This window comes from Bordetella ansorpii (genome assembly GCF_900078705.1).
GTDB lineage: Bacteria > Pseudomonadota > Gammaproteobacteria > Burkholderiales > Burkholderiaceae_B > Bordetella > Bordetella ansorpii_A.
The window spans coordinates 38,983-59,029 of the sequence record NZ_FKIF01000009.1; the positions used below are offsets into that span (position 1 = coordinate 38,983).

Consider the following 20,047-nt stretch of genomic DNA (forward strand, 5'->3'; position numbering starts at 1 on the left):
AGAACAGAGATGAACCTGCAAGGAAAAAAAATCACCGTCCACGACATGACGTTGCGTGACGGCATGCATCCGAAGCGCCATATGATGACGCTGGAGCAAATGAAAAGCATCGCCTGCGGCCTGGACGCAGCCGGGGTCCCCCTGATTGAAGTCACGCACGGCGATGGCCTGGGCGGCTCGTCGGTCAACTATGGCTTTCCGGCCCACAGCGATGAAGAATATCTGGGGGCCGTGATCCCGCTCATGAAGCAGGCCAAGGTCTCGGCTTTACTGTTGCCGGGCATCGGCACAGTCGACCATCTGAAGATGGCCAAGGAGCTTGGCGTGCACACCATCCGGGTGGCTACGCACTGCACCGAGGCTGACGTGTCGGAGCAGCACATTGCCCTGGCGCGCAAGCTTGAGATGGACACGGTGGGCTTCCTGATGATGGCGCATATGAACAGTCCTGAAGGGCTGGTCGGGCAGGCAAAGCTGATGGAGTCGTACGGCGCCAACTGTGTTTACATTACCGATTCGGCTGGCTACATGCTGCCCGATGATGTCAGGGCCCGCCTTGGCGCGGTGCGTGAGGCGCTCAAGCCGGAGACGGAACTGGGCTTTCACGGCCACCACAACCTGGCGATGGGGATCGCCAACTCCATTGCGGCCGTTGAGTGTGGCGCCACCCGCATCGACGCCGCCTCGGCTGGTCTCGGTGCGGGTGCGGGCAACACGCCGATGGAGGTCCTGGTCGCCGTATGCGACCGAATGGGGATTCAGACCGGAGTGGATGTGTGGGCCATTCAGGACGTGGCCGAAGACCTGGTTGTGCCGATCATGGACTTCCCCATCCGGATCGACCGCGACTCGCTCACCCTGGGTTACGCCGGGGTCTACGGGTCGTTCCTGCTGTTTGCCAAGCGCGCCGAGCGAAAGTATGGCGTACCGGCGCGCGAGATCTTGGTCGAGCTTGGGCGCCGGGGCATGGTCGGTGGCCAGGAAGATATGATTGAAGACACGGCCATCACGCTGGCCAAAGCGCGTGCGTCAAAGGCGCAGAAGGTGGCGGCATGAAACTGGATCGCACCACCATTGCGCGCCTTGCAGAGCACCTCGAGAACTGCGAGCTCCACGCGCAAGACACGCTCAAGATCACCGATGAGCATCCCGAGATGGATTGGGATGACGCTTACGCGATCCAGGACGAGATTCGCCGCCGCAAGCTGGCCCGCGGCGGGAAGATCGTTGGGCTCAAAGCGGGGCTGACCTCGCACGCCAAAATGAAGCAGATGGGGGTTGAGAGCCCTGTCTTCGGCTTCATGGCCGACTATTACGCGATCCCCGATGGCGGCACGTGCAAGACCGAGGCGCTGATCCATCCCAAAGTCGAGCCGGAAATCGCCTTTGTTACTAAAGCGCCGTTGAAAGGCCCGGGCTGTCATATCGGAGCGGTGCTGGCGGCGACTGACTTCGTGATGCCGGGCATCGAAGTCATTGACTCGCGCTACCGCGATTTCAAGTTCGATCTCAAAAGTGTGGTAGCGGACAACACGTCGGCCGCACGCTTTGTTGTGGGTGGGCGCGCACTGCCAGTGTCTGAGGTGGATCTGCGCATCGTCGGCATCGTGCTGGAGAAAAACGGTGAGCCGGTTGCGTTCGGGGCGGGCGCCGCGGTGCTGGGCCACCCGGCCGCGGCGATTGCGATGCTGGCCAATCATCTGGGCGCGCGTGGCGAGGAGATTCCGGCGGGCAGTTTGATTCTGTCAGGGGGGATCACGGAGGCCATTGCCGTGCGAGCGGGGGATGCCATCGCCCTGCGGGTGCAGGGGATGGGCAGCACCGGTTTGCGCTTCGTTTAAAGGAGATAGCCATGCCGATTGCGCAGCTGTACATCATCGAAGGCCGCGATGCGGAAAAGAAGGAGCGGCTGATCGCCGAGGTCACCGAGGCGATCCATCGCGCGATTGATGCGCCGGTGGAGTCCATCCGCGTGCTCATTACCGAAATGCCGAAAGAACACTTTGGAATCGCGGGTCAAAGCGCCAGGAAACGAGGGCGTTAGGACGTTGTGTGTTTGGTGTGTTGAGGGCCAGTTGGCCTTAGAAATTATGGAGACTGAAAATGGCTTTGTTAAATCGGATGGACTGGTACGACCTTGCCAGGACGACTAACTGGTCGCCGAAGTACGTCACGGAGAGCGAGCTTTTTCCGCCCGAGCTCAGTGGAGATCACGGCATTCCCATGGAAAAGTGGGAGACCTACGACGAACCATACAAGCAGACTTACCCGGAATATGTCAAAGTCCAACGCGAGAAGGACGCTGGCGCGTACTCCGTGAAGGCTGCGCTCGAGCGCAGCCAGATCTATGAAAGATCTGATCCGGGTTGGCTTACGGTGATGAAGCAGCATTATGGTGCCATTGCCCTCGCCGAATATTCCGCCTCGAGCGCCGAAGCACGTATGATGCGCTTCTCCAAGGCACCGGGCATGCGCAATATGGCGACCCTGGGAAGTATGGACGAAATTCGTCACGGTCAGATCCAGCTCTACTTTCCTCATGAGCACGTCTCGAAAGACCGTCAGTTCGACTGGGCTGCAGCACCTGCAGGCGTGGACGAACGCCTGGTTTGAGGCGGCCGTCGAACTAGGTTTTATCCGGTGGCCCTATGTACCCGACAAAGAAGTCGTCAAGCGTTTGCATGGCTACTTCAATGCAGGGTTGATGCCAATGGAAGCCGCCCAAGCATGCTTTGCGGCGAAGCATTGAGAAAGATCGATGATGATTCAACCAAGAAAAATCATACGAGGTTGTTAAGGGAAATCAAGTTATTGCTCGTTGCCGGATACTGGATATATGGAGTTGCAAATGTCGGATTCTTTAGAAATTGCGAATACAGTCACCGCAAATGGTATAAAAACCAATTATCACGATCGTGGTCAGGGAGTGCCTGTTCTTTTGATTCATGGATCGGGCCCTGGAGTAACCGCATGGGCGAACTGGCGCCTCACAATCCCTGAACTCGCGAAGCAGTTTCGCGTCATCGCACCGGACATGGTGGGCTTTGGATATACCGAGCGGCCGGTGGGTATCCGGTATGACATGGATACCTGGGTCGGGCATGCGCTCGGGTTGCTGGATGCGCTTGGCATTGACAAGGCTCACGTGGTGGGCAACTCTTTCGGAGGGGCTCTGGCCTTGGCGCTGGCCATCCGGGCGCCCGAAAGAGTGCGCCGATTGGTCCTCATGGGCAGCGTGGGTATCTCCTTCCCGATAACGGAGGGGTTGGACAAGGTTTGGGGCTACGTTCCGTCAATCGACAACATGCGAGAGTTGCTCGATGTTTTTGCGTTCGACCGCAATCTCGTAAATGACGACCTCGCTCGCCTGCGTTATGAGGCAAGCATCCGGCCGAACTTTCAGGAAGCGTTTTCAAGTATGTTTCCGGCACCGCGCCAGCGTTGGGTGGACGCTATGGCGAGCCGGGAGGAGGACGTCGGCTCGCTTCCGCACGAGACACTCATCATCCATGGGCGCGAAGACCAGGTCATCCCGCTGTCCAATTCCTATACACTGCTCAGACTGATTCCACGGGCGCAGCTGCACGTGTTCGGCCGCTGTGGCCATTGGACGCAGATTGAACATGGAGAGCGATTTAACCGGTTGGTCGGTGACTTCTTCTCGGAAGAGGCGCTTTAAGCCTCCGCGCGGAGGCCTTTGGGGGGCGTTCAAGTGACGCCAACGGCATGTGGCAACGAACGGTCCCCCAATTAGGTTTTCGTTCCAGGCAGGTTTACGCACCCGGTGAGAGCGTGCGAGACGATGAACTTTTAAGAAAGAGCCCTGACTGGCGATTTCCTGAGGAGGGAACATGAAGGAGGAGAAAGGGAAAGCGGGAGAAATAGACAGAGGAATACCGCTTTTCGTGCCAGATGTAGTGGCTGATCTGCATTTTCCGGACATTCGGGATCTGGCGGAACGGCTTCGTTTCAATCCTGCGGACGGTCGCATCTGGCTCGACGATCGTCGAATGGTCTTGATCCATACGGACGCGTTTGCTTCACTGCGACAGGAACTCATCGAAGCTTTAGGTAGCGATGCTGCGCGCGGATTGCTGACCCGCATGGGATATCTATCGGGTTCTCGGGATGCCGCGCTCGCACGAAAGGTTCGCGGGCAAGACAGCGCATTTGATGCCTTCGCGGTAGGTCCTCAACTTCACGCCCTGGAAGGCATCGTCCTGGTAGAACCTGTCAGAGTGGATATCGACAGCACCACCGGTCAGTATTACGGGGAATTTCTGTGGAAAGACTCGTCCGAGGATGAGGCTCACATATCCGTGTACGGCATCGGCTCCGAACCAGCCTGCTGGATGCAGATTGGCTACGCGTGCGGCTACACGAGCGCTTTCATGGGCCGGCGTATTCTATACCGGGAAGTCGAATGCCGCGCGATGGGCAATACATTATGTCGAATCATTGGAAAGCCCGTGGACGAGTGGGACGCCCCCGATGCGGATCTTCGGTATATGCTGCCACAATCTCTGGAGAAACGTCGCTTTGTCGCGTTGAAAAGTTCAGGGCCAGCCCCGACTGACTCTACAGATCATGAGTGTGTGCCTTGCAAGCCTGACGAAGTGCCTGTCAAAGAAGGACCAATAGGGGCGTCTGCTGGATTCAACGCAGTGATGCACAAAATATTCAGAGTGGCTCCCACTAGTGCGACCGTTTTACTGATGGGCGAGAGCGGCGTGGGCAAAAGCCTGTTTGCTCGGGAACTGCACAACAGAAGTTCGCGTGTAGGGAAACCATTCGTTGAATTAAATTGTGCAGCTCTTCCCGATTCGCTGATTGAATCGGAGCTTTTTGGTGTGGAGCGAGGGGCATTCACCGGCGCATCCGATGCCCGCGTTGGGCGTTTCGAAAGCGCAAACGAAGGGACCATTTTTTTGGATGAGATTGGTAATCTCAGTCTAACCGCTCAAGCGAAGCTATTGAGAGTTTTGCAAACGGGGGAGATGGAGCACCTCGGGAGTTCAAAGACGGTTAAGGTAAATGTTCGGGTAATTACTGCGACTAATGACAACCTCAAACAGGCGATAAAAAGCGGGCGTTTTCGTGAGGATCTTTTCTACCGGCTGAATGTATTTCCAATTGTTATTCCACCTTTGCGTGAAAGAAAGGATGATATCCCGGTTTTGCTGGAATTTTTCATAAAGAAATTTTCAAAAAGGCATGGTCGGTCCCTCAAGGGCTTATCCAATCGTGCGCTTCATCTATTGCTGGATTACTCGTGGCCCGGGAATATCCGCGAGATGGAAAATGTGCTCGAACGTGGCGTTATCCTCGCCGAGGAAGGCGGTACGCTCGATGTATGCCACTTGTTTAGTAGCGGTGACACCGTGGAATGTAAGGGTGCTTTTGGTTTAAGCGACCTTGGGTCGCTTGCCCTCGATTCCATATCGACGAGCGCTCCCCCCGAGACGATCCGCAAGAGCGGAGAAGCCCCGGAGGGGCTCGAGGATTGGGCAGCGCTTGCTGTACAGATGAACAAAGCGACACTTTGCGAGGTCGAAGATGCGCTCGTACGCGCGGCACTCAAAGCCGCGAACGGGAACATATCAGAAGCCGCACGTCTTCTCGGATTGACACGCGCGCAACTCGACTACCGTGTCAAGAAGTTGAACAATTCAATGCCAATCTCGACGGAGAAGTAGAGAGCGCAAAGCACCAGCGTTTGGGATCAACCGAATCGAAGATCTGCTTCGGCTTTGTTCGGGAGGTTAGGGGCGCTGGTGGTGCAGACGCAATTAGGCTTTTTTAACGCACCTCGCCTGACCAAATGCATTCCATTGATTGATCAGGTTGGCGATAGCGCGGCCTTCCTGAGTTTGTGACGCGATGCGACGCGTCAGCAGCGTGTCGCCGATGCAGCGCTTAATGCGCGAAAATTGCGCCTCAACGCGAGCGCGCAGGCCATAGCCATATTTGTTCTGGAATGCATACTGTCCCTTCTCTTTCAGATAACGCACAAGTTGATCGTGCCAACGATTTTGCTTCGCGTCATCGACCGCATCGGCCTTGGGAGGAATCACCGGCACGACGCCGCTGGCGAGCAGTTGTTCATTGCGCTCGATCTGGTAATACGCCGTATCGGCAATGAGTCGATCGATCTTACCGACTTGCGGCAACAGCAAATCGAGGCCGCTACTGTCTCCAGTGCCGGTATCGGTGATTTCCACTGCCAGTACGTCGCCTTCAGCATCCATGGCCAGATGCATCATGCGCCATGGCGTACGCTCAGCTTTCTTGCCGTATTTCTTTTCGTACCATGCGCCGGCATGAGAAAAGCGCAAGCCCGTGCTGTCCACTATCACCGTCACCGGCTCGCCTTCATTGAGGCGCTCAGCCGCGCGCACGCACTTCCTGCGCACCGTGATGTCCAGCGAAGCAAACAGGTCCGACAGATGGCCAAAGCTGGGTACGGGCAGCTCGACGCCACGCCCGCGCCAATAGTCGTGCATGAAGCCCGCGAATTCCCGCAAACCCATCCGGTACATGCGATACAGCATAAACAGCAAGTTTGAGATAGCCCCTTGATTCACCGGACACGGTCTCTGTTTCTGGATGAACCCACTTCAGGGGTAGATCCCATCACCCGGCGCGAATTCTGGACCCACATCAACGGACTGGCCCGCAAGGGCGTGACCATCATGGTCACCACCCACTTCATGGACGAGGCCGAATACTGCGATCGCGTGGCCATGCTGTCGCGTGCGCAACTGATTGCGCTGGATACGCCCGACGCGCTCAGTATGAGCTCCATTAACCGCATCCTATTTGCCTAGAGGGAAGTCGTGCACAGTTGACTGGGTGATGATTGAAAACGGAGTCGAGGATGTCGGAAGCGGTAGCGCAGTGGGCGGGCCACTTGGAGGCGATCGAGGCCGAGGGTACCGCGCTCAAGCGTTCGGCGATCAGCCCAGAACGGCCCGACCCGACGATGGAGGACGCCTTCATTCACCTGGTGGAGTCGGCGGACCGCGAGATGGAGGCCACCATATGAACGGCGCCACAATGCACAAAGACGGGAGTGGCCCCCTGCAGACCGACTTGCGCCGTTTTGATCTGCGGCGCTTGATGGCACTGGTGACCAAGGAAAGCTACGGGCTCGTTTGCGCTCCTGCTCGCCAGTCTGGTGCTGTTCATCCTGTCGGTGGTCGGCATCGGTCTGATGATTTCCGCGGTCAGCATGACGCAGCAGCAGGCCATCCTGGGGGCGTTCGCCATCGGCGTGCCGGCGGTGCTGATGTCCGGCTTTGCGACGCCTGTGGAAAACATGCCCGTCGTCCTGCAATGGCTGGCCCAGGCCATTCCGCTGACCCACTTCCTCATCATCGTCGAAGGCAGCTTTCTCAAGGCCATGCCGCCCGGTGACATTCTCGCCAGCCTGTGGCCGCTGGCGGTCATCGCCCTGGCCACGCTGACGATGGCCACCGTATTCGTCCGAGGACGCCTGCAATGAAATCCAAGCCCCGCACTCCCTTTCTTCGCGCAACCGTCACCGGCCTGACCCCTGGGCGCGCGCGTCCGCTCGCGCTGGCCCTGTCCTGCGTGCTGCTGACTGCCTGCGCAAGCGTGGGCCCCGACTACCGCGAGCCGCCGCCGGTCGACGTCGGCAGCGGCTGGAGCTTGCCGTTGGCAAGCGAATCCCAGTCCGCAGACTTGAGCCAATGGTGGTCTGCACTGGACGATCCCATCCTCGATCGCCTGATGGCCACGGCGCTGGCACAGAACCTGGATCTGCGCCAGGCTGCGGCACGCATCGATGAGGCACGCGCCCTGCGCGATCGTGTGGCCGGCGAGGCATTGCCCACCGCCGCCGCTGGCGCGAGCGTCAACCGGCGCCGTCAAAGCGAGAACGGCCCCTTGCCCGTAGGCTCGATCCCCGGCCTTGACGCCACGCAGACCATCTACGACGCGGGCTTCGACGCGGCCTGGGAGGCCGACTTGTTCGGGGCCAAGCGGCGCGCCCTGGAAGGCGCCAACGCCCGCCTGCAGGCGACCGAAGCCGAGGCACAGGGCATACGCATGCGCATCGTGGCCGAGGTCGCGCGCACCTGGTTCACCGCCGTCGGCGCCCGCTACGAGTTGCACGCACAACAGGCCACGCTGGATACGCTGCAGCAGACTTGGGAATTGGTGCGCCTTCGGCATGCGCTGGGCGACGCGTCGACCGCCGACGTGGAGGCGGCGTACGCCCAATGGACAGCAGTCAACGCGCTCATCCCGGATATCCAGGCGCGCCAGCGCGCCGCGGTACTCAGCCTGGGCGTGCTGCTGGGCGCACCGCCGGAGCGGGAGCTGGCACTGCTGGATGGCCCCTTGACGCCGAGCACGCTGCGGGCGCTGCCGGTGGGCGAGCGTGCCGACATGCTGCGCCGGCGCCCTGACGTACTGGCTGCGGAACGTCGCCTGGCGGCGAGTTCTGCCGACATCGGCGTGGCCACGGCCGAGTTGTTCCCCAAACTCTCCATTGGTGTCGGCGGCGGGTTCCAAGCGCTCAGTACGGGCGATTGGTTCGATGCATCCAGTTCGCGTTTTTCCATCCTGCCGCTGATTTCCTGGCGCCTGTTCGACGGCGGCCGCGTGCGCGCCGAGATTCGGGCGCGCGAGGCGGGGCAGCGGCAGGCCGCGCTGGCCTACGAGCAGGCCGTGCTGGCGGCGCTGGGCGACGCCGAACGCGCGCTGGGCGACTACCACGGCGGGCTGGACACACTGGAACGCCGTGGCATGGCACTGGATGCCGCGCGCACAAGCTACGGCCACGCCAAGGCGCGCTACGCGGCGGGCGACATTGCACTGGTCGAACTGCTGGCCGCCCAGCGAAGCCTGCACGAGGCCGAAACCGCAGCGGCACGCGCGCATACCAACGCCGCCGTGCAATTGGTGGCGCTGTACAAGGCCCTTGGTGGCGGCTGGGACGTATCCACGGCGGCATCCAGCGCAACCCATCTGCTGCGGGGCACTGCCGCCCCCGTCGCGTTTTCAAGCCGCTGATTCAACACAGGAGACCGTCATGCAAATCAACGTTGGAAATCTCGACCGCATTGTGCGCATCGTCATCGGACTGATTTTGCTCAGTCTCCCATTGTGGCTGGACTCATCTTGGCGTTGGCTGGGACTCATTGGAATCATGCCGCTCCTCACCGGCCTGGCAGGCCGCTGTCCTGGCTATCGCCTGCTCGGCCTCAGCACTTGCCCGATGCGAAAACCCGAGTGAACGCCCTATGAAACTCAGTTTTTTGGGCGCAGCCCGAGAAGTCACCGGATCGTGCTTCCTGGTCGAAGCGGCTAATGTCCGCTTCCTGGTCGATTGCGGCATGGTTCAAGGTGGGCGTGTAGCAGCAGCACGCAACTACGAGCCGTTTGCGTTCGACCCGGCGTCCATTGACTTCGTCCTGCTGACCCACGCCCACATCGACCATAGCGGGCTATTGCCCAAACTGACGCGCGCCGGGTTCAAGGGGCCCATCTACGCCACGCCAGCGACGGTTGATCTGCTCGGGGTGATGCTGCCCGATAGCGCTCACATCCAGGAAAGCGATGCCAAGCGGGTTGCCAAGCGGTTCAAAGAGAAGACCGTGCCGCCACCCCTGTATACCCTGCAGGATACACACGAATGCCTGCAGCAGGTACGCGGCATCGAATACGACCGGGAGTTCGCACCCCGCGTCGGGGTGCGCGCCCGCTTTCGTGATGCCGGCCACATCCTCGGCTCGGCCATCGTGGAAGTGTGGATTACCGAGTACGGTTACCCCACGAAGATCGTGTTCAGCGGCGATTTGGGCCAGCCGGGACGCCCCATCCTGCGCGACCCGACACCCATCGAGGACGCGGACATCCTCGTCATCGAGTCCACCTACGGCGACCGCCGGCACAAGGATTTTTCGGCGACCGAAGCGGACATGATCGGCATCGTCGAGAAAACCCTGTTCGAGCGCGGCGGCAATGTCATCGTTCCGGCCTTTGCGGTCGGCCGAACCCAGGAGGTGCTCTACCACCTACATCGTCTCACCTGCGAAGGGCGTCTGCAGCGTCCAATGGTGTTTGTCGATTCGCCGATGGCCACCGAGGCCACACGCATCACGCGTGAGCATCTCGAATTGTTCGACGAACAGGCGAAGCGGTTGGCCGGATGGCATGCGCGCGGCGAGAACCTCCCGTATCTGGATTTCACCGCGAGCGCTGAGGAGTCCATGGCGCTGAACCGGATTCGCTCCGGGGCCATCATTATTTCTGCCAGCGGCATGTGCGATGCGGGGCGTATCCGGCACCACCTGCGCCACAACTTGCCACGCCGCGAATGCAGCATCTTGTTTCCCGGTTTCCAGGCGCAGGGGACGCTTGGCCGGCGCCTGATCGAGGGGGCCGAACGTGTACGCATCTTCGGTGAGGACATCCCGGTACGTGCGGCGATCCACAGCGTGGACGGCCTCTCGGCGCATGCCGACCAAAAGGCGCTGCTGGATTGGGCCCGTGCTTTCATTCAAGCACCGGCGCAAACCTTCGTGGTGCATGGGGAATCGTCGGCCGCGCAAGCCTTCGCTGAACTCTTGCAGCAGCAACTCGGCTGGCAGGTCACGGTGCCCGAGTATGGCCATGCGCTGCGCTGGCCGGACTTTCTGGCGCACGAGTGATGAAACCTGCAGAAGATCTCGCTGAACGCCTGCGCGCCATCCGCGAGTCACCAACATACCGTCTTGCGTACGAAGACATCGAGCTGCTTGGCCAGGACGAACTGCGGCCGCTGCGACTACAACTCGAACTGCTCAAACCTGAGCGCATCCTGCACGAGCAAGGCATTCACTCGACGGTAGTGGTCTTCGGCAGCGCACGCGTGAGCGATGCCGAGACGGCAGAAGCCCGCCTTGGCGCGCTGGAGCGTCAGGCGCTCGTCACTCCGGAGAATGTCGGGCTGAGGCAAGAGCTTGCGCGAGCCAATCGCCGGGTCGAACAGGCACGTCACTACGAGCAAGCGAGGCGTTTCTCGGGCCTTATTTCGGCGCGTTTCCAGCAGCAAAACCGCCGTGATTTCGTCGTCGTCACCGGGGGTGGGCCCGGCATCATGGAGGCCGCCAACCGCGGTGCTTTCGAGGTTGGCGCACGTTCGATTGGCCTCAACATCACGCTGCCCCACGAACAGGCACCCAACCCCTACATGTGCCCGGATTTGGCGTTCCGATTCCACTATTTCGCGCTGCGCAAGATGCACTTCTTGTTGCACGCCAAGGGCTTGGTGGCATTCCCGGGTGGCTATCGAACGCTCGATGAGCTGTTCGAGGTGCTCACCTTGATCCAGACCGGAAAGATGCAGCGTATTCCGGTAGTGCTGGTCGGCCGTGCATTCTGGCATCGCGTAGTTGATTTCGATCTTCTGCTCGACGAAGGCTATGTCTCTCCATCCGATCTCGACTTGTTCACCTGCGTAGACAAAGCAGAGGAAATCGTCAGTGCCCTCGAACGCTTTTACGTCACCAGGGCAGCAGGCGATGGGGCAACATGATTGGCATCGACGGGTATCGCTGGAGCCTGCGCGGCACCAAAGTGCAGCAGCCGATGCAGTGCTGTCAGCAGCACGTTGAAAATGACCCAGCGGCAGCACATTGGATTTGACCCACCCGGGTAGGATGGGCCCTTTTTGGAGGGCCAGTGCTTACAAGGGAGGTAATCGTGGAAATACGTGTGTTGGCCCGCCAAGGATTAGGAATCCGGGAGATCTCGCGGGAACTGGGGCTGTCGAGGAACACCGTGCGCAAATACTTACGCAGTTGTGCTGAGCAGGATCGTGCGCCGCGATCGGGGCGCACGCAGAAGCTCGATCCGTTCAAAACCTATCTGCATGACCGGGTTCGCGCAGCGCATCCGGCCTGGCTGCCGGCGACCGCGCTGCTGATCGAGATTCGCGCGATGGGTTATGACGGAGGCCTGACGCGGCTGCGGGTCTATCTGCGGTCGCTGAAGTCGATCAAGGCGCCGGAGCCACTGGTACGTTTCGAAACCGATCCGGGGCAGCAGATGCAGGTCGACTGGATCGTGTTGCGACGTGGCAAGCTGCCGCTGTCGGCATTCGTTGCGACGCTCGGTTACAGTCGGGCGAGTTACGTCGAGTTCGTGACCGACGAACGATTGCCGACGCTGCTGGGATGCCATGAGCGCGCGTTCGACTTCTTCGGTGGGGTTCCTCGCGAGGTCCTGTACGACAACGTCAAGACGGTGGTGATTGGCCGAGACGCCTATGGTCCCGGACTGCATCGCTATCAACCGGCCTTCCTCGACTTTGCGAAGCACCACGGCTTCGTGCCGCGCCTGTGCAAGCCCTACCGAGCGAAGACCAAGGGGAAGGTTGAGCGCTTCAACGGATACCTGCGCCGCAGCTTCTACAATCCGCTGGCAAGCCGGCTCGCTCAGGATCGCCTCTCGCTTGACGCGACCACGGCGAACGCCGAGGTCGTGCGCTGGCTGAGAGATGTCGCCAATGTGCGCATCCACGGCACGACTGGACAGTCGCCGCTCGAGCGTCTCCTGCTTGAGCAACCGAAGCTGCAGCAGTTGCCGGAGCCGTGGCGCGCGAACCTGCCGTCAGCTTCCGTGCCGACGATGCCACCGCCGTCGCGGTTCGATGATACGCCGCTGCAGCATCAGCTGTCAGTGTATCAAGCCCTGCTGACGGAGGCACGTTGATGGACATCCAGCACGAACGTATCCTCGAAGCCTGTCGACAACTGCGGATCGACACGATGGGCGAGCAGTACAGCATGTTGGCAGCTCGCGCGGCAGCGAACCAACTCACGTTTGCCGACTTCTTCGAGGCGCTGTTGAAATCTGCGATGGACGCGAAGCACACGCGGACCAAATCCATGTTGCTGCGCACGGCCGGCTTCCCTGTGCTGAAGACGCTGGAGGAGTTCGACTTTACGTTTGCTCACGGCGTTGCCAAGAAATCGGTGCTGGAGCTGTCGTCGATGGCCTTCGTCGAGCGCGCCGAGAACATCGTGTTGCTCGGGCCGAGCGGCCTTGGCAAAACGCATCTGGCGATCGCACTCGGTTACATCGCAACGCAGATGGGGATCAAGACGCGCTTCATCTCTGCGGCGGATCTCGTCATTGCCTTGGCCGCCGCTTCCCGGCAGGATCGATTGGCCGACTTCCTGAAGCGCAACATCATGAACCCACGGCTGTTGATCATTGATGAGGTCGGCTATCTGCCGCTCGGCCGGGACGATGCCAATCTGTTCTTCCAGGTGATCGCCAAGCGGTATGAAAAGGGTTCCGTGATCGTAACGAGCAACTTGCCGTTCGGGCAATGGGACCAGACGTTCGCCGGAGATCAGACGCTCACGGCCGCGTTGCTCGACCGCCTCCTGCATCACAGCCATGTTCTACAGATCAAAGGCGAAAGCTACCGACTGAAGGACAAGCGAAAAGCCGGCGTGATCCGATCCCGTGCATCCGAAAGTGCTGAACAGCAACTGGAGATGCACGCGTAAGTGATGATCAGCAACATCGTTTGACCCTGGGTCAGGCGAAACCGATGGCCAGCAACTGACGCTGACCCAGGGTCACGCAACATGCTGGGCATCAACTTGGTGACCCAGGTGGGTCAAATCTAATGTGCTGCACAACGGCCCAAGTGGGTCACTTCTAAGTTGCTGTTGACAGTGCGTCACCTTGTTGATTGCGGGTGCATTGTTCAGCCCGATCTCTACTTTCGGTTCCGAAGTCTCGCTCTCTACAAATCCTTCCTCCTGCTCGCCAGAGCAATCCCTGCGCTGGCGGGGCGGCACCCTGCGTCTGGAGAACGATTTGTTCACCGGCTCCGATCGCAACTACACCAACGGTGTCGCGCTAACAGCAGTCTCACGCGATCTGCAAGGCGGGCTCCGTCCGGAGTGCCTGCCCCAGCCGATTGGTTTGTACGCCCGCTTCATCGGCTGGGCTGATCCAGGCTTCTGGCACGAAGCCGGCGCCCACTCGTCGTCGCAAAACCTCGTTGTGCGCTTTGGCCAAGCCATGTACACGCCCGAGAACAAGACGCGCACCGATGTGATTCCAGATGACCGACCGTACGCTGGTTTGCTCTACCTGGGTTTGGCGTGGAATCGCCGCATCCACCCACAAGCTGCCAGCTACGAAATGCTTGACGTGCGTGAGTTGACCCTGGGCGTGATCGGCCCCTGGTCGCTGGCCGAGCAATCTCAGGATCTGGTGCATCGCGCACGCGGCATTGAGCGCTTTCGCGGCTGGAACAACCAGTTGCGCAACGAGCCGGCATTTCAGATGGCCATGGAGCGCAAGTTCAAGCCGTACACGGAGGGTGCCGTCCGTCCTGGATGGGGCAGCGACGTGATCGGCAGCTATGCCTTGCGGGTCGGAAACATCGAAACCGCCGCCAGTACCGGCGTGGAGTTTCGCGCGGGCTGGAACATACCGAACGACTTCGGCAGCTATCCGATCCGCCCTGGCGCGGAGAACCGCCCGCCCTCTGGTGTTGCCGATCTGCGCACGACAACGCCGCAATCGGTCCTGGCGCCCAAACCTGGGGCACATGTCTTCCTGAGCCTGGAGGGTAAAGCCGTCGCCTGGGACTTCTCACTCGACGGAAACATGTTCCGGCATAGCCATCATGTCAGCCGGCGGCCTTGGGTCGCGCAAGCAGCTCTCGGCATCAGTAGCCAATGGATCGTTGCTGGACGTGGCGTGCGGCTCGCCGTGATGCGCGTTTGGAGAACCCGCGAGTTCGACCAGCAGGCGGGCCATCACGCATTCGGATCGATCGCGCTGAGTCTGGAATTTTGAGGACACCTGCAACCATTCGTTAGACCCAAAGCATTCGTCACAACATCAATGGAGAAATTCGTGAACCAGCCCCTGAAACCCAGATCGTTCTTCACCGTCTCGCTGTCCGTGCTCTTGGCAACCTTCGCCACGGCACTCGGTGCGCAGTCCGTAGAGGCGGCAAAGCCAATGGCGCTTCGTACCATAATGGAAAGACTCGGTCGCGACATGCAAGCCGTCACGGGCGCGATCTCCAAAGAAGACTGGCCACTGGTCGCCGAGCTAGCACCACGAATCGCCAAGCATGCCGAGCCGCCCATGTCGGAAAAGATGCGCATCCTTGCCTGGCTTGGGGCAGACGCTGGAAAGTTTCGGGGTCTTGATGGACAGGTCCATGACGCCGCGACCGCCATGGGCGAGGCTGCACAGCGGAATGACGGCCAAGCAGTCATCGCGGCTTTCTCCAAAACCCAGCAAAGCTGCCTAGCCTGCCACCAGAGTTACCGTCGCTCGTTCGTGGAAAAGTTCTATGGAAGCCGCTAGCAAGGGATGGCTACACCTGTTGACGGAAGACTAACTTCTATCCAATCGATATACCTCGACGAATTCCGAGTTCCCAGGAAGCCGATCCTTTGTGAATGGTCGCAGCGAGTTGCTGTCCCAACCGCTGCTCGATCACCGGCTTCCACGGCACCAGGCTGAACCCCATGCCGTCATCGAGCATCGCGTAGCGCCCGCTAGCGAGCATGACGGAACGCCTGTAGATGCCAGCCACGCGTTGGCCGTCGGACACGGGCCGGTGCTCCAAGCCGGTTTCGGCCGCAATGTCCTTGGCGGCCTGCGCCAATTCCCGATTGCGCAGCGTGCCCAACAGGTTCCGGGCCAGGATTACGCGCTGCCCACGGCGCTCGGCCAGCCCCTGTTCGGCCAGGAAGTCGGCGCGCTGCTGCATCGCTTGTTTGGCCTCGCTGCCAAAGCCCAGGTTGCCAAGGCCCGAGCCGCCGCCGATCAGTTGGTGGTCGAGCCAGGTGGCCCCCATCACGCGGGCCTGCCGCTCGATAGGCAGGTGCGATTTCAGTTCCACCGCCACGCCGCCCAGGCGCTGCGCGTCGTAGCGGCGGCCCTGCTCGGGCAGGTCGCCCGGCACCTTCCACAAACCTTCGGCCACGCGCTCCACGATGCCGGCCCGGCGCAGGGCTTCAAGGCGGCGAACGTGAGCCGCGACGATTTCCTGCGGATCGCGCCCATGCGTGGCCCGGCCTTGCTCAATCGCCAGGTGATGATCGGTGCGATACAGGCCATCGCTCGCCAGTGCAGCGATGTTCTTGTCGGCCGCGCGCACGTCGGCCGAACCCTTGACCTCCACCACGGCGCCGGTCGGATAGTTCGCCAGCTCGTCGCGGGCGTTGAGCGCGACGTAGTGGGCCTTGCCGTCCACGCCGTCGATGACCAGGTAGCCCCGGTCGCGCAGCTCGTCGGCCAGCCCCTTCGCGGCCACGCGGCCGAGAATGGTGCGGTCGTCGTCGCCCGGCTCGAACACCGCCAGCTCGCGCGGCTGGCCGCGCATGGCTCGCTGCATGGTGCGGATGATGTCGCCACGCTCGCCCAGGGCGCGCAGGGTCTTCTCCGCGTCGGCATGGACGACCCAGGTGCCCGGCCGCAGCTCGTCGGCCAGGCCCAGGCGCTGCAAGCGTTGCAGGCGGCCGATCAGCGGCAGGCGCTGGCGTTGCAGCATCGGTTCGTTGAAGCGTTCGGTCTGCACCCGGCCGTCCTCGCCGGCCTCGCGTTGGAGGGTGCGGTCGAGGCTCGTCCACCGCTCCTGTTCCACCTCGCGCTGCAAGGTCTGCTTGATCTCCAGCTCGGTGCGCGGCCCCAGCCATTCGGTTGCCAGTTCGGCGGCGCGATGGCGGAAACCATCGGTGATGTAGTCGCCCGCGATGATGAGGTCTTTGCCGGTGTCGTCGCGCCCGCGCACGACGATGTGCGTGTGCGGGTTGTCGGTGTTCCAGTGGTTCACGGCCACCCAATCGAGGCCCGTGCCCAAGTCGGCCTCCATGCGGCCCATGAGATGCCGCGTGTAGGTGCGCAGGTCTTCGAGTTCCGCGCCATCCTCGGGCGAGAGGATGAAGCGGAAGTGGTGCCGGTCATCCGCGCAGCGTTCCTTGAAGCCGTCGAGGTCGGCAGCATCGGTCTGCGGCCCGTAGGCTTGGCCCGGCTCGCCATCGCGGCCCACGCCATCGCGCTCGATGTAGCGCAGGTGCTTGGCGAGCGACTGCGGACTGGCCTGGCGCTGGTTGACCAGCAGCGTCTTGATGGTCACGCGCCGCGACATGGGCGTGAGCTTCGCCCCCGCGAAGCGCGCCGCCGTGTGGCCGCGACCCAGGCGCGAGCCGGGCCGCTGGACGGTGCCCCTCCCGGTGCCGCCAGTCGTCCCAGGACGGCGCACCGAGGACTTGCCGCCGCTGGCCTTGCCCGCCTGCTTGAGCACCTTGGAGACGAAGCCCTGGCCTCGGTTCTTCGGGGCGCTGGGGCGGATGCGGAAATCATCATCGCGGCGGTCGGTCATGGTTATGCCCTCTGCAACCTCTGGCGTGTCCGGTCGTGCAAAGCACGCGGACATGCCTGCATTGGCGCGGGCCTCGCGCCACAAGCGGCACGGCGGCGAAGCCGCTGCGTGCTGCGCCACCCCCACGTGCAGACTGGCTTTCGACGCGGCCCGGTGCCGCGTCCTTTTGTCTTGCCTTCCGCCTTTGCCCCTCGCTGGCGCTCCGGGCAGCGGCGGCCCGGCGGCGCTGCTGCGTGAGCAGCCAGCGCGCCGGCGAACGCGGCGACGGCCACAGGCCGGGCGCGTTCGAGGCAAGACGCCTGCACATGGGAAGGCTGCGCGAAGTGCAGCGCGGATGCGCTGGCACTGCACGCGCGACGACACGCGGAGAGCCACTGGAGCGGCACGCCCGATGGCACGATGAGATGCACGGCAACGTGCAGCGAATCAGCCGCCATCATGGGCGTGACTCCAGCCAGACCGGATGCGCGACGCCGATCACGGCGGATGTGCTGACCGGCCCGAAATACCGGCTGTCGAACGACGCCTGGTTGGTCACACTCAAGAGGAACAGTTCGCCGGGTTCGAGGCGACGGCATTGCTGCCAGGATGGCAGCGGCCGGCCCCAGCGGTCAGCAGGCAGCACGGCGGCCGAAAGCACGCCGTCAATGCGGACAACGCGGCCAGTGATGCACACCTCCTGCGGCGCGACGGCGCCCACGCGCTTGAGCAGCGGCACGCGCGTCGGCAGGTAGCCGCGCTGCGCGGCCAGCACGGCGGCGTCTGGCGGCAGCGTGGTCAGGACGATGCTGCCCACGGACAAAGGACGTGGCAGCGAGGCGGTGCCGTGGTGCAGCGGATCGACGCGATACCAGCCGACCGCCACGCTGTCGGATGGGTTGTAGATCAGGCGCGGCAGCGGATGCACGAAGGACGCCCAGGCCAGCGCAGCGAGGCCGCAGGCGGACAGGCCCGCCAGCACGAGGCGAGCGCGCAAGCGCGAGCGAGGACGCGGCGCGGTGCTGGCAGTCGAAACGGCGGTCATGGTAGTTCCCTCCCGATGAGCCAGGCGGCGTGCCGCTCGGCGGTGTATTCGGGCAGCGGTAAGCGCGCAGCGAGACGGTTGGCGAGCGTGCGCCAGTACGCGGGCGAGACAGCGGCGGGTGCGATACCCAGCGCTTCGATGGCGTCGATGCGCTCCAGCACGGCGCGCACTTGGTTCTCGCCCTCGGCGTGCAGCAGCAGGCGCGCGCCCGGCTGCACGCCGGGGATGCGCTGTGCCGCATCTAGTGGCGTGCAAGCCTGCATCACCATGAGCTGCCAGCGAACAGTGCCGTAGTCGTTGGCCTGCCACCGGATGCGGCACAACATGGCGCCCGGCAGGAACACGGCGCAGCGCCGCCAGCGGTCGAGCTGGTGCGTGCGCGCAGGTTCGCCGAAGCGCAGGTAGAGCTTGAAGCGCGGTTCGATGTAGGCCAGCGCCACGCGCGTCAGCGGCGCGCTGGCAAGCTGGCCGGAAGGTGCTGCGAGCGCAGCCGTGGCCGCGCCAGAGGCAGGCGAAGCGGATGCGGTCATGGGGTGTTCTCCCTGCGGTGCTCTGGAAACTCCCGTTCCAGCAGGCCGCGCAGCAGGTCGGCCACGGTCACGCCCTGCGTGAAGGCCGATACCTTGATGCGCGCCCGCATCGCGGGCGTGATGTCGAGGGTCAGACGGGCGGTGTAGAGGTCGCCCTTGTTAAGCGCATCGGCATCGCCCTGGCGAATCCACGCCTCGGCGTGCGGATTAGCCGGTGGACGCGCGCCGATGCCGACGCGCTTTGCGCGAGGTGGCGGCTTCGCTGTCATGTCGGCCACCGCAGCAGTTCGTCCACCAGCGCAGTGATTTCGCGCGCGGCGGCGCTGTCCGGCGCCGTCTCGCGTGCAAGCCGGCCAGCGGCCACGCTGTCGGCGAACACGATGCGCTGATGCACTTCCGCGCGCAGCGCAGGAAGCGGCTGGTCGGCCAGCGCCTGGCGCGCTTCGCGCCCGATCACGGTGGTACTGACGCGCCGGTTGATGACGAAGGCCGCGCGCAGCGCGGGCCGAAACACCTGCGCTTCGCGGATCAGCGCCACCATCTCGGCGCTGGCCCACAGGTCGTAGGGACTGGGCTGCACCGGGATCAGCACGCGCTCGGCCGCCAGAAGCGCGGAGCGCGCCAGCGCCGCGATGCGCGGCGGGCCGTCGATGACGACGTGATCGGCCCGCTTGGCGAGTTCTGGCGCCTCTTGGTGCAGCGTTTCGCGTGCGAGGCCCACGGCGCTGAACAGCCGCGGCAAGCCTTGTTGGCTTCTGCGCTGTGTCCAGTCCAGCGATGAACCCTGCGGGTCGGCGTCCAGCAGGACGACGTGCTGGCCGCGCATCGCCAGCTCGCCGGCGATGTGCGTGGCGAGCGTGGTCTTGCCCACGCCGCCTTTCTGGTTGAGCAGAGCGACGATCATGGCGCGGCCCTCCGTGTTGGAAAGCCGGGCTTTGGCTGCTGCGCTTGTGGCCGCGTGGTGGTTGTCCACCGCAACGGCGTTTCTCTACTAAAAGTTAGAGAAATTAAGTTAGGGAAGTTAGAGGGCGAACAAACCCAATGCTGGCGCGGGTTTGCGGCCGATCGGCACGCCTGATAGCACGATAGTCCCACGCCTGATAGCACGAT

General features: G+C 62.3%; 21 protein-coding genes and 2 pseudogenes. 17 read left to right on the forward strand and 6 right to left on the reverse strand.

Annotated elements, in window-relative coordinates:
• Window positions 1-9: 9 nt before the first annotated feature.
• The 6 genes and pseudogenes from dmpG to A6745_RS22900 all read left to right on the forward strand — a co-directional run bounded on the left by dmpG (window position 10) and on the right by A6745_RS22900 (window position 5,696).
• Entirely contained in the window at window positions 10-1,056 is a 1,047-nt protein-coding gene (dmpG, locus tag A6745_RS22875) for a 4-hydroxy-2-oxovalerate aldolase (protein WP_011516085.1), read from the forward strand.
• Window positions 1,053-1,841, forward strand: coding sequence for a 2-oxo-3-hexenedioate decarboxylase (gene dmpH, locus A6745_RS22880; protein ID WP_011516084.1), 789 nt, complete (start codon window positions 1,053-1,055; stop codon window positions 1,839-1,841). Before dmpG ends, dmpH begins: the two co-directional genes overlap by 4 nt.
• Window positions 1,842-1,852: 11 nt before the next feature.
• Entirely contained in the window at window positions 1,853-2,044 is a 192-nt protein-coding gene (locus A6745_RS22885; RefSeq protein ID WP_011516083.1) for a 2-hydroxymuconate tautomerase, read from the forward strand.
• Between the two features lie 59 nt (window positions 2,045-2,103).
• Window positions 2,104-2,577: pseudogene (locus A6745_RS22890) on the forward strand (toluene monooxygenase); the annotation flags it as partial.
• Between the two features lie 271 nt (window positions 2,578-2,848).
• Window positions 2,849-3,679, forward strand: coding sequence for an alpha/beta fold hydrolase (locus A6745_RS22895; protein ID WP_011516071.1), 831 nt, complete (start codon window positions 2,849-2,851; stop codon window positions 3,677-3,679).
• Between the two features lie 172 nt (window positions 3,680-3,851).
• Window positions 3,852-5,696 carry a sigma-54-dependent Fis family transcriptional regulator gene (locus tag A6745_RS22900; RefSeq protein ID WP_011516070.1) on the forward strand — a complete coding sequence of 615 codons (1,845 nt, stop codon included), beginning with the start codon at window positions 3,852-3,854 and terminating at the stop codon, window positions 5,694-5,696.
• Window positions 5,697-5,789: 93 nt separating this feature from the next.
• Here A6745_RS22900 and A6745_RS29455 read toward each other — a convergent pair whose 3' ends face one another.
• Window positions 5,790-6,551: an IS5 family transposase gene (locus A6745_RS29455; RefSeq protein ID WP_066132413.1), complete on the reverse strand. Its 762-nt coding sequence runs from the start codon at window positions 6,549-6,551 to the stop codon at window positions 5,790-5,792.
• A gap of 24 nt (window positions 6,552-6,575) precedes the next feature.
• Here A6745_RS29455 and A6745_RS22910 point away from each other — a divergent pair, with 24 nt between their 5' ends.
• From A6745_RS22910 to A6745_RS22955, 11 genes and pseudogenes are all read left to right on the forward strand, one after another.
• Complete coding sequence (locus tag A6745_RS22910) at window positions 6,576-6,827, forward strand: ATP-binding cassette domain-containing protein (RefSeq protein WP_011516046.1); 252 nt, start codon at window positions 6,576-6,578, stop codon at window positions 6,825-6,827.
• A gap of 50 nt (window positions 6,828-6,877) precedes the next feature.
• The gene (locus tag A6745_RS28820; protein WP_021161685.1) at window positions 6,878-7,045 is read left to right on the forward strand and encodes a hypothetical protein; all 168 of its coding nucleotides are present in this window, start codon (window positions 6,878-6,880) and stop codon (window positions 7,043-7,045) included.
• Window positions 7,046-7,144: 99 nt separating this feature from the next.
• A pseudogene (locus A6745_RS22915) lies at window positions 7,145-7,504 on the forward strand (ABC transporter permease); the annotation flags it as partial.
• Window positions 7,501-9,039: an efflux transporter outer membrane subunit gene (locus A6745_RS22920; protein WP_011516038.1), complete on the forward strand. Its 1,539-nt coding sequence runs from the start codon at window positions 7,501-7,503 to the stop codon at window positions 9,037-9,039. The pseudogene A6745_RS22915 and the gene A6745_RS22920, both read left to right, overlap by 4 nt.
• A 19-nt stretch (window positions 9,040-9,058) precedes the next feature.
• On the forward strand, window positions 9,059-9,262 hold the full coding sequence (locus A6745_RS22925; protein WP_010792188.1) for a YgaP family membrane protein: 204 nt from the start codon (window positions 9,059-9,061) through the stop codon (window positions 9,260-9,262).
• Window positions 9,263-9,269: 7 nt separating this feature from the next.
• Entirely contained in the window at window positions 9,270-10,679 is a 1,410-nt protein-coding gene (locus tag A6745_RS22930; RefSeq protein WP_011516037.1) for an MBL fold metallo-hydrolase RNA specificity domain-containing protein, read from the forward strand.
• Window positions 10,679-11,545, forward strand: a complete 867-nt coding sequence (locus A6745_RS22935; protein WP_011516036.1) for an LOG family protein — start codon at window positions 10,679-10,681, stop codon at window positions 11,543-11,545. The genes A6745_RS22930 and A6745_RS22935 overlap by 1 nt, the downstream gene beginning before the upstream one ends.
• Window positions 11,546-11,691: 146 nt before the next feature.
• Window positions 11,692-12,723 carry an IS21-like element ISRme20 family transposase gene (gene istA, locus A6745_RS22940; RefSeq protein ID WP_042976508.1) on the forward strand — a complete coding sequence of 344 codons (1,032 nt, stop codon included), beginning with the start codon at window positions 11,692-11,694 and terminating at the stop codon, window positions 12,721-12,723.
• Complete coding sequence (gene istB, locus A6745_RS22945; protein ID WP_011516034.1) at window positions 12,723-13,529, forward strand: IS21-like element ISRme20 family helper ATPase IstB; 807 nt, start codon at window positions 12,723-12,725, stop codon at window positions 13,527-13,529. Before istA ends, istB begins: the two co-directional genes overlap by 1 nt.
• 199 nt (window positions 13,530-13,728) lie before the next feature.
• Window positions 13,729-14,838, forward strand: coding sequence for a lipid A deacylase LpxR family protein (locus tag A6745_RS22950; RefSeq protein WP_231886079.1), 1,110 nt, complete (start codon window positions 13,729-13,731; stop codon window positions 14,836-14,838).
• A gap of 48 nt (window positions 14,839-14,886) precedes the next feature.
• Window positions 14,887-15,360 carry a cytochrome c gene (locus A6745_RS22955; protein WP_029310270.1) on the forward strand — a complete coding sequence of 158 codons (474 nt, stop codon included), beginning with the start codon at window positions 14,887-14,889 and terminating at the stop codon, window positions 15,358-15,360.
• A gap of 37 nt (window positions 15,361-15,397) precedes the next feature.
• Here the strand turns inward: A6745_RS22955 and A6745_RS22960 are convergent, their stop codons facing one another.
• From A6745_RS22960 to parA, 5 genes are all read right to left on the reverse strand, one after another.
• Complete coding sequence (locus A6745_RS22960) at window positions 15,398-17,383, reverse strand: relaxase/mobilization nuclease domain-containing protein (protein WP_041240063.1); 1,986 nt, start codon at window positions 17,381-17,383, stop codon at window positions 15,398-15,400.
• 436 nt (window positions 17,384-17,819) lie between these two features.
• Window positions 17,820-18,407: a S26 family signal peptidase gene (locus A6745_RS22965; protein WP_011516030.1), complete on the reverse strand. Its 588-nt coding sequence runs from the start codon at window positions 18,405-18,407 to the stop codon at window positions 17,820-17,822.
• Complete coding sequence (locus A6745_RS22970) at window positions 18,404-18,937, reverse strand: DUF2840 domain-containing protein (RefSeq protein WP_011516029.1); 534 nt, start codon at window positions 18,935-18,937, stop codon at window positions 18,404-18,406. The genes A6745_RS22965 and A6745_RS22970 overlap by 4 nt, the downstream gene beginning before the upstream one ends.
• Window positions 18,934-19,206 (reverse strand): hypothetical protein, encoded by a 273-nt coding sequence (locus tag A6745_RS22975; RefSeq protein WP_011516028.1) that lies wholly within the window; start codon window positions 19,204-19,206, stop codon window positions 18,934-18,936. The genes A6745_RS22970 and A6745_RS22975 overlap by 4 nt, the downstream gene beginning before the upstream one ends.
• Entirely contained in the window at window positions 19,203-19,841 is a 639-nt protein-coding gene (parA, locus tag A6745_RS22980) for a ParA family partition ATPase (RefSeq protein WP_011516027.1), read from the reverse strand. Before parA ends, A6745_RS22975 begins: the two co-directional genes overlap by 4 nt.
• Between the last annotated feature and the right edge of the window lie 206 nt (window positions 19,842-20,047).